This is a genomic window from Microbacterium sp. Y832 (assembly GCF_057669765.1).
Window position 1 is genome coordinate 442,621 of sequence record NZ_JBYHFM010000002.1, and the last position, 15,962, is coordinate 458,582.

At 67.1% G+C, this 15,962-nt stretch carries 17 protein-coding genes; 4 read left to right on the top strand and 13 right to left on the bottom strand.

Annotation, left to right across the window (positions count from 1 at the left end; translation table 11 throughout):
• Nucleotides 1-7 precede the first annotated feature (7 nt).
• A complete protein-coding gene (locus tag AC25YV_RS04930) occupies nucleotides 8-964 on the top strand; it encodes a response regulator transcription factor (protein WP_488122716.1) in 957 nt (318 codons plus the stop codon).
• Between the two features lie 146 nt (nucleotides 965-1,110).
• On the opposite strand, the gene AC25YV_RS04935 is transcribed toward AC25YV_RS04930, so the two are convergent.
• On the bottom strand, nucleotides 1,111-2,559 hold the full coding sequence (locus AC25YV_RS04935; RefSeq protein WP_488122717.1) for a glycosyltransferase family 2 protein: 1,449 nt from the start codon (nucleotides 2,557-2,559) through the stop codon (nucleotides 1,111-1,113).
• 187 nt (nucleotides 2,560-2,746) lie between these two features.
• On the opposite strand from AC25YV_RS04935, the gene AC25YV_RS04940 reads away from it, so the two are divergent.
• Nucleotides 2,747-4,333, top strand: coding sequence for a sensor histidine kinase (locus AC25YV_RS04940; RefSeq protein ID WP_488122718.1), 1,587 nt, complete (start codon nucleotides 2,747-2,749; stop codon nucleotides 4,331-4,333).
• Nucleotides 4,330-5,499 carry a hypothetical protein gene (locus tag AC25YV_RS04945; protein ID WP_488122719.1) on the top strand — a complete coding sequence of 390 codons (1,170 nt, stop codon included), beginning with the start codon at nucleotides 4,330-4,332 and terminating at the stop codon, nucleotides 5,497-5,499. Before AC25YV_RS04940 ends, AC25YV_RS04945 begins: the two co-directional genes overlap by 4 nt.
• On the opposite strand, the gene AC25YV_RS04950 is transcribed toward AC25YV_RS04945, so the two are convergent.
• Nucleotides 5,477-5,929: a hypothetical protein gene (locus AC25YV_RS04950; protein ID WP_488122720.1), complete on the bottom strand. Its 453-nt coding sequence runs from the start codon at nucleotides 5,927-5,929 to the stop codon at nucleotides 5,477-5,479. The genes AC25YV_RS04945 and AC25YV_RS04950 overlap by 23 nt on opposite strands.
• Before the next feature lie 194 nt (nucleotides 5,930-6,123).
• Entirely contained in the window at nucleotides 6,124-6,960 is an 837-nt protein-coding gene (gene truA, locus AC25YV_RS04955; protein ID WP_488122721.1) for a tRNA pseudouridine(38-40) synthase TruA, read from the bottom strand.
• Nucleotides 6,961-7,045: 85 nt separating this feature from the next.
• Between truA and AC25YV_RS04960 the strand changes: the two genes are divergently transcribed.
• On the top strand, nucleotides 7,046-9,070 hold the full coding sequence (locus AC25YV_RS04960) for an acyltransferase family protein (protein WP_488122722.1): 2,025 nt from the start codon (nucleotides 7,046-7,048) through the stop codon (nucleotides 9,068-9,070).
• Nucleotides 9,071-9,167: 97 nt separating this feature from the next.
• Here AC25YV_RS04960 and rplQ read toward each other — a convergent pair whose 3' ends face one another.
• From rplQ to secY, 10 genes are all read right to left on the bottom strand, one after another.
• The gene (rplQ, locus tag AC25YV_RS04965) at nucleotides 9,168-9,734 is read right to left on the bottom strand and encodes a 50S ribosomal protein L17 (RefSeq protein WP_488122723.1); all 567 of its coding nucleotides are present in this window, start codon (nucleotides 9,732-9,734) and stop codon (nucleotides 9,168-9,170) included.
• Between the two features lie 31 nt (nucleotides 9,735-9,765).
• Entirely contained in the window at nucleotides 9,766-10,755 is a 990-nt protein-coding gene (locus AC25YV_RS04970) for a DNA-directed RNA polymerase subunit alpha (protein ID WP_488122724.1), read from the bottom strand.
• A gap of 174 nt (nucleotides 10,756-10,929) precedes the next feature.
• Nucleotides 10,930-11,328, bottom strand: coding sequence for a 30S ribosomal protein S11 (gene rpsK, locus AC25YV_RS04975; protein ID WP_376129457.1), 399 nt, complete (start codon nucleotides 11,326-11,328; stop codon nucleotides 10,930-10,932).
• 33 nt (nucleotides 11,329-11,361) lie between these two features.
• Complete coding sequence (gene rpsM, locus AC25YV_RS04980; protein ID WP_488122725.1) at nucleotides 11,362-11,736, bottom strand: 30S ribosomal protein S13; 375 nt, start codon at nucleotides 11,734-11,736, stop codon at nucleotides 11,362-11,364.
• A 164-nt stretch (nucleotides 11,737-11,900) separates the two neighbouring features.
• Entirely contained in the window at nucleotides 11,901-12,017 is a 117-nt protein-coding gene (gene rpmJ, locus AC25YV_RS04985) for a 50S ribosomal protein L36 (protein WP_292815000.1), read from the bottom strand.
• A 76-nt stretch (nucleotides 12,018-12,093) separates the two neighbouring features.
• Complete coding sequence (gene infA / locus AC25YV_RS04990; RefSeq protein WP_017201569.1) at nucleotides 12,094-12,315, bottom strand: translation initiation factor IF-1; 222 nt, start codon at nucleotides 12,313-12,315, stop codon at nucleotides 12,094-12,096.
• Between the two features lie 144 nt (nucleotides 12,316-12,459).
• Nucleotides 12,460-13,131, bottom strand: a complete 672-nt coding sequence (locus AC25YV_RS04995; protein WP_488122726.1) for a DsbA family protein — start codon at nucleotides 13,129-13,131, stop codon at nucleotides 12,460-12,462.
• Between the two features lie 16 nt (nucleotides 13,132-13,147).
• A complete protein-coding gene (map, locus tag AC25YV_RS05000; RefSeq protein ID WP_488122727.1) occupies nucleotides 13,148-13,984 on the bottom strand; it encodes a type I methionyl aminopeptidase in 837 nt (278 codons plus the stop codon).
• Between the two features lies 1 nt (nucleotide 13,985).
• Nucleotides 13,986-14,633 carry an adenylate kinase gene (locus tag AC25YV_RS05005; protein ID WP_488122728.1) on the bottom strand — a complete coding sequence of 216 codons (648 nt, stop codon included), beginning with the start codon at nucleotides 14,631-14,633 and terminating at the stop codon, nucleotides 13,986-13,988.
• Nucleotides 14,630-15,952, bottom strand: coding sequence for a preprotein translocase subunit SecY (secY, locus tag AC25YV_RS05010; RefSeq protein ID WP_488122729.1), 1,323 nt, complete (start codon nucleotides 15,950-15,952; stop codon nucleotides 14,630-14,632). Before secY ends, AC25YV_RS05005 begins: the two co-directional genes overlap by 4 nt.
• Nucleotides 15,953-15,962: the final 10 nt, after the last annotated feature.

The window sequence follows — 15,962 nt, forward strand, 5'->3', positions numbered from 1 at the left end:
CCTGCACATGATCGCCCCAGCCGATTCCCCGAAAACCGCGGTCATCATCGAGGATGACCCCGAAATCCGACGCATCATCTCGGAAGTGCTCGAGGCCGCCGGGTTCTCGACCGTCTCGGTGGGAAACGGCCTGGATGGCGTGCGTGCCGTTCTGACGTATAAGCCCATGCTCACCACGCTCGATGTGAACATGCCGGGCATCGACGGCTTCGAGGCGGCACGCCGGATCCGGGCGCAATCGGACACCTACATCATCATGCTGACGGGGCTCTCCGACGAGGCTGACGTGGTGACCGGTCTCGGGGCGGGGGCCGATGACTACCTGCTCAAGCCTTTCCGCCCTCGCGAGCTCCGTGCCCGGATCGAAGCGATGATGCGACGCAGCGCGCGGCCTTCGTCGCCCATGACCCCCGTGCAGCCGTCTCAGGGAAGCGTCGGGCCATCGTTCCCGGGCGCGCGTCCGGCGACGGCCAGCATCCCGACCCGGCGTGAGCCCGACGTCGATCGTTCTGTCCCGTTCGACTCCGCCGCGCGGTCCCGCAGTTCCGCGGCCTCGGCCACGCCGCACACCGGCGGCGATGTCGTGCACCTCACGTCATCGCCGGCGGATGCGGATGCGAGCGTGCAGGAGTGGATGGTGCACCGCGATCTGAGGCTGCACCCCGAGAACCGGATCGTGACCGTGCGCGGTGACGAACTCGAGCTCACCCGCACCGAGTTCGACCTGTTGGCGACCCTGCTCGAGTCCAAGCGCCGGGTGCGCAGCAAGGCTGACCTGACCCTCGTCCTGCGCGGCGAGTCGTACGTCACGAGCTATTTCGTCGGGGATGCGGACAAGCGTGCGGTCGAGGCTCATATGACGAACCTTCGCCGCAAGCTGGGCGACAATCCTGTGAATCCGAGATACATCGAGACGGTGCGAGGTGTCGGATACCGACTGACCGCGGAGAGCGGCGCGCTATGACACTCCGATCGGGACACTCCGTTCCCCCCGGAGCGCCCCGATCGATCTCCGTCTGCTCCCTGAGGGCGAGGCCTCATCGTCGTGCCCGGTCCCCACGCCGAGCACACCCGATGCCCCCCGGCCTCGCCCTCAGGGAATCCTCTTCGTCAGACCTTGAAGCCGTGCTGGCGACGAAGCATCTTGAAGAACATCGACAGGGTCTGCACGATGGTCACGAACCCGACGATCGGCCAGCCGATCCAGAGGATCGTGGACTGCACCATCGGGTCGAGCAGGGTCCACACCATGGCGAGCGCGATGAGGACACCGACCACGACCACGAGCGGAGTCCAGTGCCCGATGCCGGATCCACGCTCCGCCTTGGCCTGCATCGCCCAGTTGTCGACCTTCTTGCGCGAGAGGAAACGGGTCCACGATCGCGCGAAGTAGCTCAAGCGGAGCCACATGTAGAGCTCGGCCGGGATCAGAGTGACGGCGAACAGGATGTCGCGGGCATTGCGGTTCTTCATCGTCAGCGCCATGCGCAGGTTCAGCAGCATCGCCATCCCGATCGGGATGAGCCACCACGGCGAGAACACGAAAGCACTGATCGACAGAGAACCGGCCAGCAGCGTCACGAAGGCCACCCGCACGAACAGGTTCGAGAGCATTCCGAAGTTCTCCAGCCACCGCACACGCAGGTTGGGGTGGAACGGCTGGCCCTTCGTATCTCCCCGCTGCCCCGGCCACATGAGCTCGATGGCGCCGTAGGTCCACTTGACCTGCTGCGCGTCCAGGGCGCGCAGGGTCGTCATGCCACCCACATCGGCTCGGGCGTACGGACTGATCTTCGTCAGGTATCCAGCGCTCTTGATCTGAAGCGACAGCAGCGAGTCTTCGACCTCGCTGTCCTTCACCCAGGGCGTCGACTGGTGGTTCTCTTCCATGACATCGCGCAGCGCATGGGTCGAGAAGATCGAGAACTGTCCGCCCAGCACCGCCATGTTGCGACCGCGAAGCAGGTTGTGCAGGTTGAAGGCGGCGAACTGCGAGCGCTGCCCCGTGATGAGGAACTTCGCGACGGGTCCCTTGATGGGCGCATCGTCGATCGAGTAGATGGCGGAGATCCCGCCGATGCGGGTGTCCGACGTCGCTTCGGCTTCGAGATACTCCACAGCCCGCGCATCGGCGACGGTGTCACCGTCGACGCCGAGCAGGTAGTCGTAGCCTTCGACGAGCGTGTAGCCGTAGTTCAGGGCGCCGACCTTCTTGTCGGGGTTCTTGCCGATGTCGTGGACGAACACCTCGGTGAACTGCTCACCGAGCTCGGTCACCACTTCGTGGGGCCCGGCGAGTTTCGACGCGATCCGAACCGTGGCGTCGGAGGTGTTGTTGACCACGACGTGGATGACGTCGGGCACCCGGGTCTGGTCGAGGAGCGATCGGATGACGGCTTCGATCGACTCTTCTTCGTTGTACGCGGGGATGACGCATCCGATGGTCGACCGATGGATGGTCGAGACGTCGAGGACCGCTTCGAAGTCGTCGGCGAAGCCGGCAGCGCGAGGCGACGCGAGTTCGATGGCTGTCTCGTGTGCGGAGAAGCGCTGGTCCATGATGCGGGTCCTGTCAGGGGTGCGTGAGGCGATGAAGAACACTCTGTCGAACGGTCCGCAAGCGGCCGCTGAGAATGCCACTCCGTCAGCGCAAGATTCGCGCAAGGTTTCCCCGGGGCCGCGTCGCGACGCCGGCGCGCTGGACGATCACCTCCCTCCGCCGGACTCGCGTACGCGTTCGATCTGGTTGAACCAGCTCGTCCTCGCGGCAGCGGTCGTGCTCACGTCGGTGCTCGTGATCGCGCTGCAACCGGAGCTCTTCTCGCAGAGCGCCCTCGGCGCGGGGGTGTTCGCCGTGATCTTCATCACGATGGCAACACTCGTCGCTCCCTGGCCGCGACTGTCGCGTCGACACGTGGTCCTCGTTCCCCTGTTGGACGTGGTCGCGGTCGGCCTGATCGCCAGCGGAACACAGCTCCGCTTCAGCTACTTCTGGGTTCTGCCCGTGATGTGGGTGGCGACGCACTTCGCCACGCGGGAACTGGTCGGCACGCTTGCCACGATCACGGTCCTCCTGGTGATCGACGCCGCTCTCTATCCCGGGGTCGGCACGTTCTTGCGCCTGGTCATCGTCATCGTCTCGCTCTCGTTCATCGGGATCACCGCTCGTCTGGCCGCGCGGAAATCACGTGCGCTGCGCAGGCTTCTGCAGCGACAGGCGACGCGACTGCACCGCACGGTCGAACGACGGTCCGAGCAGGAGCGGAAGACGACCGAGATCCTCAACGGCATCGACACCGGAATCGCCCGCCTCTCCCTCGCCGGCGGCGTCGTCGCCGTCAACGACACCTACGCGCAGCTCTACGGCCTCGACCCTTTCGACCTCGAGCTGCCCGCGAAATCCGTGGAGTACGACGACCTCCGAGGAATGCCGATCGCGCCTTCGCAGCGGCCGTTCGCCCGCGCCCAACGGGGCGAGACCTTCAACGACGATCGCGTGTGGTTGTACACGGCACAGACCGAGTGGCGTGCCCTGTCGATCACGTCGAAGCGCTTGAACAAGACGGCGTCGGAGGGAACGACGATGCTCTTGGTCGTGACCGACATCACGGCCATCACGCAATCTCAGCGCGAACGAGACCGCCTCACAGCGATCGCGTCGCACGAGCTCAAGCATCCGCTCACCGTCATGATCTCCACTGCGGATCTCGCGCTCGAGAGCGACGAGCTCACCCCCGCGATCCGGGAACGATTCGAGACGATGCTGGGAGCGAGCGAGCGGATGCTCGCGATGACGTCGAGCATGCTCCGCACCTCGCAGCCGACGCTCTCTTCACGAGCACCCTTCGAAGAGGTGGACCTTCGTCAGATCCTGTGGGAGTCGGCAGAATCCTTCCGGCCGGCGGCGCTGGCGCAGGAGGTGGCGCTGCACCTTGAAGCGGAGCACGCGCCGTCTGTCCACGGCGACAGCTTCCGCCTGCGGCAGGTGATCGACAACCTGATCAGCAATGCCATCAAATACACCCCTGCGGGCGGGCAGGTGCAGGCCGAAGCCCGCATCGACGGGTCCAGCGCCGTGCTCGTCGTGAGCGATACCGGCATCGGGATCTCCGAGCAGGACATTCCCCGTATCGCCACCCCGTACTTTCGTACCGAGCCTGCCCAGGGGCACGCACGGGGCACGGGTCTCGGGCTGAACATCACGAAGGAGATCCTGGCCGCGCACAGCGGGACTCTCACGATCGCGAGCGAGCTCGGCGCGGGCACCACGATCGAGGTACGGCTGCCGCTCAGGCGCGCGGCGACCGTCGAGAACGAAGGGACCCCGCGATGATCGACGCCGAGACGATCAAGGGGACGATCTCGATCACCCTCGCCGCTTTGACGACACTGGCGGTGATCGCGTCCATCGGCATCACGTTCCTCCTTCGGCCGGGTCGGACCACGATCCTGTGGGCCTTCGCCTTCACCCTCGCCATGGCGTCGACCTTCGCCACTGCCGCGGGCGAAGCGACCGACGAAGAGACCCTGCGGCGCCTGGGACTGGGTGCGCTGATCGGAGCACCGGCCTTCCTGCTCTCCGGGTTCCTCTCCTATTGGGGTCGCCGCGATCACGCGTGGACGGGCGCCGTCGTCGCATCCGCATCCGCCCTGATCCTGGTTCTCGTGCCCGACGACGCCTACACCTTCGCGTACTACTGCGTGTTCCTGGTCGCAGCGTTGTTCGCCGGGGCTTTCTTCGTGGTCTGGAGTCGCTCGCGCGCCAGACGCCGCGACCGGGCCCTGATCCCGCTGGCAGCCGTTTCGCTCGCATTCCTCGTGCTCGGCATCGCGGTGTTCGCCGTGGGGCTGCTGGCCCCCGCAGAGGCGGCATCCGAGCTCGGCGTGACACGACTCGTGTCGTCGATCGGAATGCTGGGGTACGTCGTCTGCGCGGCGATCGCCGTCGTCGGCATCTCGCTGCGCCAGGCAGTTCGTGCCCGGAGGGCGACCACTCCCGGTGGTTGGACCGCGTTTCAGATCGCCGCCCGAGAGCGCCTGCTCACTGCGTCGCACGTTTCCGGCTTCGTGTCGCTGATCTCCGTCCAGTTCGATGACCTCTCCGACATCCGCCGAGCCACAGATCCATTCACCGTGACGCACCTGACAGCTCAGCTGATGCAGGAGATGCGGGGGGTGTTGCCGACCGACGCGATCCTGAGCTCCCCCGCACCCGGGGTAGCCGCCGCTCTCGTTCCCGGGGGCGACGCTTCGGTGCGCGAGATCCTCAAAGCGCTGCTCGAGCGGATCACCCTGATCGATGTCGGCGGGCGACTGCCCATTCAGCCGTCGGCGAGCATCGGATGGGCACCGACGTCGATTCTGGGTTTCGAGTTCGATGCCCTGGCGTACATGGCCCGAGAAGCGGCGATCGTGGCGGGGCACGCAGGCGGTGACCGATGGGAACGGGTCGGCGCGACCGTCACCGACCGAATCCTCAATCCGTCAGCGCGACGGTGACGACGTCCGTCACGGTCTGCTTCGCATACTCGGTCGAGGTCGGTGTCGTCTGCACCAGGAAGTCATACGTGAACTGCAGGGTGACGAACGTCGCTTCAGCCGGTGTCGGGCCCACGTTGAAAGTCTGCGAATAGCTGTACGGCGACAGAACGAGGTAACCCGGAGAGACCGTCGCGGCGTCGACCTGGGGCTCGAGCGGATCGAAGGTTGCACCCGCCGCACCCGGGATGGCGAGCATCTGGGCGCGCTGGAGGTAGACCTTCTGACCGTCGGCGGGTGTCACCGTCGTGACCATGCTCAGGCTGACCGGCTTCACGGCACCGGCGGACCAGCGGTCCATCGACAGCGTCGACCAGTAGTCCACGGTCGCCGTGACGGGGCCTGCTGTGAGGTCGCGCTGGGTCGCGCCCGTGGACAGATCGTTCGGCACCGGGGGCGGGACCGTAGCCGTCGACGTGGGTGTCGCAGAAGCACCGGGTTGCCAAGGCGCGGGTCCGCATGCGGACAGGGCGCCGATGGCGGCGATGCTGAGGCTGGCAAGCGCTACACGAGCGGCGGCGTTCATGTGTCTCCGATTCGGCGGATGGCTCCCAGCAGCCGACGTCTGGTCAGTCTATCGAGCGCTCATGCGCGGTCGCGACGCGCGCGAGTCTGCTCGGCACGAGAAGCCAGCAGCTCGTCGTCGGGATACCCCACCCCGGTCAGCGTGAGCCCCCGCGCCGCAAGCACCTTGACCTCGGGCACCCGCGCACCGGCGTCGCGGATCGCCGCGACATCCTCGACGTCGAGACGTCCTTCACCGACCGCGACGCACGCGCCCACCAGCGCACGCACCATGCTGTGACAGAACGCATCGGCCCGCACGTGCGCGATGAGCACGCCGCCGTCATCGCGCCGCCAGGTGAAGTCGAGCAGCGTTCGGATCGTCGTGGACTCGTCGCGCGGCTTGCAGTAGGCGGCGAAATCATGGAGCCCGATGAGAGATCGGGCCGCGGCATCCATCCGCTGCACATCCAGCGCGGGTCGCACGCTCGTCGTGCGCAGCCGTTCGATCGGGTCGTACCCGGCGACCCGATCGGCGATGCGGTACTCGTAGCGTCGCCAGACGGCAGAGAACCGCGCGTCGAACCCCGCGCGCGCGAGCGTCGATCGGTGCACAGCGACGTCGGAGTATGCACCCATGACACCCGTGATGCGCGCGGCGAGCGCCTCGACGGGTGTCGTCGATGCCCGTCTCACCTCGAGCCGCGCGCGCTGCGCGTCGTCGAGATCGAGGTGCGCGACCTGGGCCCTGGCGTGGACACCGGCATCGGTGCGGCCGGCGACGACGAGGCGGGGTTCGCCGCCGAGGATGCGGGCGAGGCCGTCTTCGAGCGTGCCCTGCACCGTGCGCAGGCCCGGCTGCCGCGCCCACCCGCGGAAGTGTGTGCCGTCATAGGCGAGGTCCAGGCGTATCCGCACGTGATCAGCCTAGTGACGCACCCCGTTCTCCCGGTCGACTGTCTGCCGCCGGACGTAGACTGATCTGTCTCGCTCGGAAGAAGTCATGACGTTCACTGCGCCCGCAACCACCGCCACCCGCTATGCGGGTCTTGATGGTCTTCGAGCCGTCGCTGTGGGTCTCGTCGTGGTTTATCACCTCTTCCCCCCGCACCTTCTGCCGGGCGGTTTCATCGGCGTCGACGTGTTCTTCGTCATCAGCGGATTCCTCATCACGACGCTGCTGCTGCGAGAGCACGCCGCGGAGGGACGCATCCGACTGGGAGCCTTCTGGCGGCGACGCGCGCGACGCCTGCTGCCCGCTCTGACCCTCGTCGTGACCGTGTGCGCCTCCGCCGCATGGCTCATCGGCGGCGACGTGCTCGTGCGCCTCGGCACCCAGGTGCTCGGGGCCTTCACGTTCAGTTACAACTGGCTGTCGATCGCCGGGGGCGACGGTTACTTCAGCGCCGCAGCGCCCGAACTGTTCCGCAACTTCTGGTCGCTTGCCGTCGAAGAGCAGTTCTACGTGCTGTGGCCGATCCTGCTGCCCCTGTTCCTGCTCATACCCCGCTCCTGGGGGCGCATCGCCGCCGTCCTCTTCCTCGCGGCCGCCTCGGCGACATGGATGGGCGTCGTCGCCTCGACCGGCGGCATCACCCGCGGATACTTCGGAACCGACACGCACGCGTTCGGCATCCTCCTGGGCGTCGCGCTCGCCTTCGGCCTGTTCGGGATCGTGCACCGCAAGAGGCAGACGCCGGCTGACGTCGTGCTGGCGGGCGGGTGGAAGGTCGTCGACCCCCGGATCGCCGACCGTCGCACACCCAGCCGCGTCGCCATCGTGACTGCCGTTCTGGGCGGGGCGGCGCTCGTGGGGATCGGCGTGCTCGCCGTCGTTCCCCCGACGATGACGACCGCGACCTTCCCGGGCGCCCTGCTCACGGCAAGCGCTCTGAGCGTCGTGGCCATCGCGGCGGGCATCTGGCCGGGGTCGGTCTTCGGGCCCGCCCTCGACCAGCCGGTGCTGCGCTGGATCGGCGACCGCTCCTACGGCATCTACCTGTGGCACTGGCCGCTTCTCGTTCTCGTCGTCGCCGCGGTGCAGGGCACCGCTCCCGACGCGGGCTTCTCACCCTGGCTGGGCGTCGGCGCCCTCGCCCTGACGCTCGTGACGAGCGAACTGTCGTACCGCTTCGTCGAGACGCCGGTGCGCCGGCACGGGTTCCGCAGGTCGTTCCGGATGCTGCTCGCCCGACTGCGCGGCACGCCCACGGCACGTCTCGGGGCGGTCGTGACGATCGTGGCCGGCACACTGGTCGTCGGAGGCACAGGCGCGGCGATCGCCGTCTCGCCCCTCACTGCCACCGGCGAAGACGTCGTCGCCGCGGGAGCCGAGGCCCTCGAACGTGCTCAGGCGACACCCAGCTCCGCGCCGGCCGACGGGTCGAGCACCCCGCCACGCGCGACTCCCCGACCGGTTGCGCCTCTGACGGCGGAGCCGCAGCCCACCGTCGCGCCGGTGGCCGTCACCGGCGATCAGGTGACCGCCGTCGGCGACTCCGTCATGCTCGCCTCAGCTCCGGCACTGCTGGAACGACTGCCGGGAATCCACATCGACGCCGCGGTCTCTCGCTCCGCGTGGGCCGGGCCCGGCATCCTGGACACGCTCGCCGCGACCGATGCGCTGCGTCCGTACGTCGTCATCGCGCTCGGCACCAACGGCCCCGTCGACCAGTCCTCACTCGAAGCCATGGTCGACACAGCGGGCGAGGACCGACTCGTCGTGCTCGTCAACGCCTACGCCCCCCGCGACTGGATACCCGGGGTCAACGAAGACCTCGCGGCCTTCGCCGTGGGGCGCTCCAACGTCGTCGTTGCGGATTGGTCAGCGGCCATCGCCGACCGGACGGACTTGCTCGCGGGCGACAACGTGCACCCCGGGGCCGAAGGCAGCCGGATCTTCGCCGACGTCGCTGTCGACACGATCGAGCGCGCGCTGCAGGAGCGCGCCGAACGCCGCTACTCGATCAAGCAGCGTCTCTACGACGACCTCGCGGCCTCGCCGCTGCCCCGCGTCCGCGCAGACTGACACGACAACTGGCTCCGGGCTGCGGCATCCGCCCGTGAAACGCCGAGACCCGCACGCCCACAGGGGCGTACGGGTCTCGGGATGCGATGTCGTCGACTCAGGCCTTGTCAGCCTCGACGGCGTCTTCGGCAGCAGCTTCGGCCGCGGCGCCCTCTTCGGGCGACTCCGCTCCGGCCTCGGCGGCGGCGTCTTCGGCGGGCGCCTCGTCGACGACCTCGGCTTCGGTGGCCTCAGCCTCGACGGCGGGCTCCTCAGCAGCGGACGACGCAGCGGCCGACTTCTTCGCCGACTTCGGCTTCTTCGTGACGGGCTCGAGGACGAGCTCGATCACTGCCATGGGCGCGTTGTCGCCCTTGCGGTTGCCGACCTTCGTGATGCGGGTGTAGCCACCCTCACGGTCAGCGACCAGCGGCGCGATCTCGGCGAAGAGGACGTGCACGACCTCTTTGTCACCGATGACCGACAGCACCCGACGGCGGGCGTGCAGGTCGCCGCGCTTGGCGAACGTGATCAGACGCTCAGCGAGCGGACGAAGACGCTTGGCCTTGGTCTCGGTCGTCTTGATCGACTTGTGCGTGTACAGCGCGGCGGCGAGGTTCGCAAGCAGCAGGCGCTCGTGTGCGGGTCCGCCTCCGAGGCGGGGTCCCTTCGTGGGCTTAGGCATTCTCAGTTACTCCAGGGTGAAAGTCGATCGATCAGACGGTTTCGTCGTCGTAGCCGCCGTAGAAGTGCGCACCGTCGAACCCGGGAACCGAGTCCTTGAGCGACAGGCCGAGTGAGACGAGCTTGTCGCGCACCTCATCAACCGACTTCTGGCCGAAGTTGCGGATGTTCATGAGCTGCGTCTCCGACAGGGCGACGAGCTCGGACACCGTGTTGATGCCCTCGCGCTTGAGGCAGTTGTACGAGCGGACAGACAGATCGAGGTCCTCGATCGGCATGGACAGCTCGTTCGAGAGGACGGTCTCCACCGGCGCGGGGCCGATCTCGATGCCCTCAGCCTCGACGTTCAGCTCGCGGGCGAGGCCGAACAGCTCGGTCAGCGTGCGACCTGCCGAGGCGACCGCGTCACGCGGGGCGATCGACGGCTTGGCCTCGACGTCCAAGACGAGCTTGTCGAAGTCCGTGCGCTCCCCGGCACGCGTCGCGTCGACGCGGTACGAGACCTTCAGCACGGGCGAGTAGATCGAGTCGACCGGAATCTGGCCGGCCTCGGCGTACTCGTTGCGGTTCTGCGTCGCCGAAACGTATCCACGGCCGCGCTCGATCGTGAGCTCGAGCTCGAACTTGGCCGTGTCGTTGAGCGTCGCGATGACCAGCTCGGGGTTGTGCACCTCGACACCTGCAGGGGCGGAGATGTCGGCGGCCGTGACCTCACCGGCACCCGTCTTGCGCAGGTAAGCGGTGATGGGCTCGTCGCGCTCGCTCGAGACGACGAGCTGCTTGATGTTGAGGATGATCTCGGTGACATCCTCCTTGACCCCGGGGATGGTGCTGAACTCGTGCAGCACGCCGTCGATGCGGATCGACGTGACGGCGGCGCCGGGAATCGACGAGAGGAGGCTGCGACGCAGCGCGTTGCCGATCGTGTAACCGAAGCCGGGCTCCAACGGCTCGATGATGAAGCGGCTGCGGAACTCCCCGATCTTCTCCTCGGTCAGGGTGGGACGCTGTGCAATAAGCACTATGTGTTCCTTTCGATCACGTGCCCGCTATATGACACGTGCGGTGTGTGAGGTGTTGAGTTCTACTCTGGGGATGTCTGGGGCCCAGGCATCCGATGACTCGAAGCGGCCAACGCGCGGCCTACTCGACAACGGGCACGGTGCGAGCAGACCACGCGCGGGGCGCGAAGCTGATCAGACGCGGCGGCGCTTGGGCGGGCGGCAGCCGTTGTGCGCCTGGGGCGTGACGTCCTGAATCGAACCGACCTCGAGGCCTGCGGCGGTGAGCGAACGGATAGCCGTCTCGCGACCTGAGCCGGGGCCCTTCACGAAGACGTCGACCTTCTTGACGCCGTGCTCCTGCGCCTGGCGGGCAGCAGCCTCTGCGGCCATGCCGGCGGCGTAGGGGGTCGACTTGCGCGAGCCCTTGAAGCCCACGCCACCCGAGGACGCCCAGCTGATGACGGCGCCCGAGGGGTCGGTGATCGAGACGATCGTGTTGTTGAACGTCGACTTGATGTGGGCGTGGCCCAGCGCGATGTTCTTCTTCTCCTTGCGGCGCGGCTTGCGCGCGGCGGACTTGGCCTGTGCCATGTGCGTGTTCTCCTGAACCTAGGGGCCGCGCGCTTAGCGCGCCTTCTTCTTGCCGGCGACGGTGCGCTTGGGGCCCTTGCGGGTACGCGCGTTGGTCTTCGTGCGCTGACCGCGCACCGGGAGGCCGCGGCGGTGACGCAGACCCTCGTAGGAGCCGATCTCGACCTTGCGGCGGATGTCGGCGGCCACCTCACGGCGGAGGTCACCCTCGACCTTGTAGGTGCCCTCGATGTAGTCGCGGAGGGCGACGAGCTGCTCGTCACTCAGGTCCTTGACGCGGATGTTCTCGTCGATACCCGTCGCAGCGAGGATCTCGTTCGAGCGGGTACGGCCGACACCGTAGATGTATGTAAGGGCGATCACCACGCGCTTATCGCGCGGAATGTCAACGCCGGCAAGACGTGCCATGCGGCTCTCCTAAGGAGTAAGTGGAGGTGTGGAGCAGGATCGGTGCCCGGGCCTCCGCCCGAGGTGTCCCCCTTGCGGGTTCTGATCCTGCCGTTTGTGTGTTCCTGCGCTCGAGCAGCCGGCAGAGCGACGTCTCGGGACCAGGGGTCCTACGTATTGAGTTGTCAGCCCTGGCGCTGCTTGTGGCGCGGGTTGGACTTGCAGATGACCATGACGCGGCCGTGGCGACGGATGACCTTGCAGTGCTCGCAGATGGGCTTGACGGAGGGATTGACCTTCATGATTTCCTGTTTCGCTGTCTTCGAGACAGATGTGCGGCACAAAGCCGCGGCACCCGCTCGTTACTTCTCGACCGGTCTAGCGGTAGCGGTAGACGATCCGACCACGCGTGAGGTCGTAGGGCGAAAGCTCCACGACGACACGGTCCTCCGGGATGATGCGGATGTAGTTCTGCCGCATCTTGCCCGAGATCGTTGCGAGCACCTTGTGTCCGTTGCTCAGCTCAACGCGAAACATCGCATTGGGCAGGGCCTCGGAGATGACGCCCTCGATCTCGATGACACCGTCTTTCTTCGCCATACGCTCGCTAACACTCGCTGCAGACCGGTCGGTCTGCGGATGGATGGGATTGTGGTTACCGACACGCCAATGGCGGCGCAAGGCACCAACACTCAAGCATACGTGATAGAGGACCTCGCGGCAAACCCGGCGAGGCGACTCCGATCAACGCAGCGGTGCGACCAGGTCGGCCTCGGGGTCGCCAGACAGGGTGACGTAGTCGCCGTTGAGGACGACCGTCGGGGTACCGGCGCCGCCGGTCGGGCTCTCGGGGATCTCGTTCGTCTGCTCCGCGACGAAGTCGACGTACTCGCGCTCCTGGACGCACGTGTCGATGCCGGTCGCGCCGACCTTCTCGGCCGTCGCGATGAGCTCCTCGTCGGTGAGCCCGGCGCCCGAGGGCCGCGCGTCGAAGATGGCCTGCATGAACGGGTAGGACGCCTCGGGGGCGGCTTCTGCGACGCAGTACATCGCGTTGGCGGAGCGCTCCGAGAAGTCGGTGCCCGACGCAGCGTTGAGGTTCGGGAGGGCGACGGGGAAGAGGTTCGCGGTGATCGTGCCCTCTTCGAGCAGGTCGTCGATCGTCGATCCGTAGGCCTTCTCGAAGCTCTGGCAGTGCGAGCAGTAGAAGTCGAACCACACGTCGAGCTCGTCCGATCCGGAGCCGACCTGGATCGCACCGGTCTCGGAGTTGACTCCCGAGCTCTCGGGGCGGGGCCCGGGGGCGGTGGCGGTGTTGTTCATCCAGACCACGAGCACCGTCACGAGGATGAGCGCCACGACGACGCCGATGCTGATCCAGATCGCGAACGGGTTGACCTTGCGTGCCTGTGCCATGACTTCCTCTCCGGCCTCAGCCGATGGGTCGGGGGACGATGCCGAACGGCGCGAGACCCTCCGCGCCGCCGTCGGGTGCGGTGAGCACCCAGATGCCGCCATCGTGGACGGCGACGCTGTGTTCCCAGTGCGAGCCGGCGGTGCCGTCGCTTGTCGAAACGGTCCAGCCATCGTCTTCGATGAAGGTCTCCTGGTCGCCGATGACGACCATTGGTTCGATGGCGAGCACGAGCCCGGGGCGCACCTCGGGCCCGGGGTCGGCGACGCGGTAGTTGAAGACCGATGGCGACTCATGCATCTTTCGGCCGATTCCGTGACCGACGTAGTCGCGCAGGATCCCGTACCCGCCCTCGGGGGCGTTCGCCTCGATGTACTCCTCGATCGCTGCGCCGATCTCGGCGAGGTGCTTCGCCGTCGCCAGCGTGGCGATGCCGGCCCAGAGCGAGCCCTGCGTCACGTCGGACAGCCGCTGCCGTTCGGCGACGACGTCGGGTCGGGAGGGGTCGGGCAGCACGACGCTGAACGCCGAATCGCCGTTCCAGCCTCGGAACTGTGCGCCGGCGTCGACCGAGAGGATATCCCCCGGTTCGAGCACGCGCTCGCCCGGGATGCCGTGCACGACCTCTTCGTTGACCGAGGCGCAGATCGTGTGGCGGTAGCCGCGCACCATCTGGAAGTTCGATTCCGCGCCACGCTGCGTGATAACAGCGGATGCCGCGGCGTCGAGCTCTGCCGTCGTGACGCCGGGCGCAACCAGGCCGCGCACGGCCTCAAGCGCGGCAGCGGTGATGCGACCGGGCTCGATCATCGCCCGCAGCTGGGCGGGGGTCTTGTAAATGGAGCGGCGGAGCACGTCAGGAAGCAGCGGGGACGATACCGCGGGCGCGGAGCGCGCGGATGACGCGCTCGGTCACCTCGTCGAGAGAGCCGACGCCGTCGATCGAGTCGACGATCCCCCGGTCGCGGTAGACCTCGAGGATCGGCGCCGTCTCGCGCTCGTAGATCGCCAGACGGTTCTCGATGACCTCTTCGGTGTCGTCGGTGCGGCCCTGCTCGAGAGCGCGCCGGCGCAGGCGATCGACGCTCACCGCACGTGGCACACCGAGCTCGAGGACGGCGGTGAGGGGCTCATCGCGGGTCTCGAGGTACTCATCGAGCATGCCGAGCTGACCGAGGTTGCGCGGGAACCCGTCGAGCAGGAATCCGGTCGCGGCGTCGTGCTGGCCGAGCCGGTCGCGCACGACCTCGAAGGTGAGGGCGTCCGAGACCAGGTCGCCTGCCTCGATGACCGTCTTGACCTGACGACCCAGCTCGGTCTCATTCTTGATGTTCTCGCGGAAGACGTCGCCGGTCGAGATGGCGGCGATGCCGAACATCTCGGCGATGCGCGCGGCCTGCGTGCCTTTGCCGGAACCCTGCGGCCCGACCAGCACGAGGCGCGCGGGCTGGACCGGCGCCTCTTCGGCGGGGTCGTGCTGGCGGTGCTGCGTCGCGCCGCTCAACGGAGGAGCCCTTCGTAGTGCCGCTGCTGGAGCTGCGCGTCGATGTCCTTGACCGTAGCCAGACCCACACCGACGATGATGAGGATCGAGGCGCCGCCGAACGGGAAGTTCTGGTTCGCTCCGACCGTCGACAGCGCGACAAGCGGGATGAGCGCGATGAGACCCAGGTAGATCGAGCCCGGAGCAGTGATGCGGGTGAGCACGAAGTCGAGGTACTCGGCGGTGGGACGACCCGCGCGGATGCCCGGGATGAAGCCGCCGTACTTCTTCATGTTGTCGGCGACCTCGACGGGGTTGAACGTGATCGCGACGTAGAAGTAGGTGAACCCGACGATGAGCAGGAAGTACAGCGCCATGTAGAGCGGGTGGTCGCCCGTGACGAGGTACTGCTGGATCCAGGTGACCCACGCCGGAACGTCCTGGCCCGGCTGCGGCTGGTTGAACTGCGCGATGAGCGCAGGGATGTACAGCAGCGACGAGGCGAAGATGACGGGGACGACACCGGCCTGGTTGACCTTGATCGGGATGTACGTGTTGGTGCCGCCGTACGTGCGACGACCGACCATGCGCTTGGCGTACTGCACCGGGATGCGTCGCTGGGACTGCTCGACGTAGACGACGAGCGCCATGACGAGGATGCCGACGGCGAGTACGAGCAGGAAGACCTCGAAGCCGCGGGCCTGGGCGATGGCCCAGAGCGAGCCGGGGAAGGTCGCCGCGATCGAGACGAAGATCAGCAGCGACATGCCGTTGCCGATGCCTCGCTCGGTGACGAGCTCGGCGAACCACATGATGAGTCCGGTGCCGGCCGTCATCGTGATGATCATGAGCAGCTGTGCCCACCACACATCGTTCGTGAGCAGCTGCTCGCACTCGGGGATGCCGGTGAACCCGAACAGCTGACCGCTGCGGGCGACCGTGACCAGCGTCGTGGACTGCAGCAGTGCGAGCGCGATCGTGAGGTAGCGCGTGTACTGCGTCAGCTTCGTCTGGCCGGCCTGGCCCTCCTTGTGGAGAGCCTCGAAGTGCGGGATGACCACGCGCAGCAGCTGGGTGATGATCGTCGCGGTGATGTAGGGCATGACGCCCAGCGCGAAGATCGACAGCTGCAGCAGCGCACCGCCGGAGAAGAGGTTGACCAGCGAGAGGAGGCCCTCGGTCCCCGCCGAATCTCTCAGACATGACTGCACGTTCGGGAAGTCCACGAACGGCGTCGGCACATGCGCGCCGAGTCGATAGATGGCGATGATCATGAGCGTGAAGGCGATCTTCCGCCGCAGGTCGGGTGTACGGAAGATCCGCGCGATGGCGCTGAACAAGACGATGCCT

What these genes read in the sequence shown, in the direction of transcription:
- rplQ (WP_488122723.1), bottom strand. Translation starts at nt 9,734, where the DNA reads ATGCCTAAGCCCACGAAGGGACCCCGCCTCGGAGGCGGACCCGCACAC.
- AC25YV_RS04995 (WP_488122726.1), bottom strand. Translation starts at nt 13,131, where the DNA reads ATGGCACAGGCACGCAAGGTCAACCCGTTCGCGATCTGGATCAGCATC.
- AC25YV_RS04935 (WP_488122717.1), bottom strand. Translation starts at nt 2,559, where the DNA reads ATGGACCAGCGCTTCTCCGCACACGAGACAGCCATCGAACTCGCGTCG.
- infA (WP_017201569.1), bottom strand. Translation starts at nt 12,315, where the DNA reads ATGGCGAAGAAAGACGGTGTCATCGAGATCGAGGGCGTCATCTCCGAG.
- AC25YV_RS04930 (WP_488122716.1), top strand. Translation starts at nt 8, where the DNA reads ATGATCGCCCCAGCCGATTCCCCGAAAACCGCGGTCATCATCGAGGAT.
- AC25YV_RS04945 (WP_488122719.1), top strand. Translation starts at nt 4,330, where the DNA reads ATGATCGACGCCGAGACGATCAAGGGGACGATCTCGATCACCCTCGCC.
- rpsK (WP_376129457.1), bottom strand. Translation starts at nt 11,328, where the DNA reads ATGGCACAGGCCAAGTCCGCCGCGCGCAAGCCGCGCCGCAAGGAGAAG.
- rpsM (WP_488122725.1), bottom strand. Translation starts at nt 11,736, where the DNA reads ATGGCACGTCTTGCCGGCGTTGACATTCCGCGCGATAAGCGCGTGGTG.
- rpmJ (WP_292815000.1), bottom strand. Translation starts at nt 12,017, where the DNA reads ATGAAGGTCAATCCCTCCGTCAAGCCCATCTGCGAGCACTGCAAGGTC.
- AC25YV_RS04960 (WP_488122722.1), top strand. Translation starts at nt 7,046, where the DNA reads ATGACGTTCACTGCGCCCGCAACCACCGCCACCCGCTATGCGGGTCTT.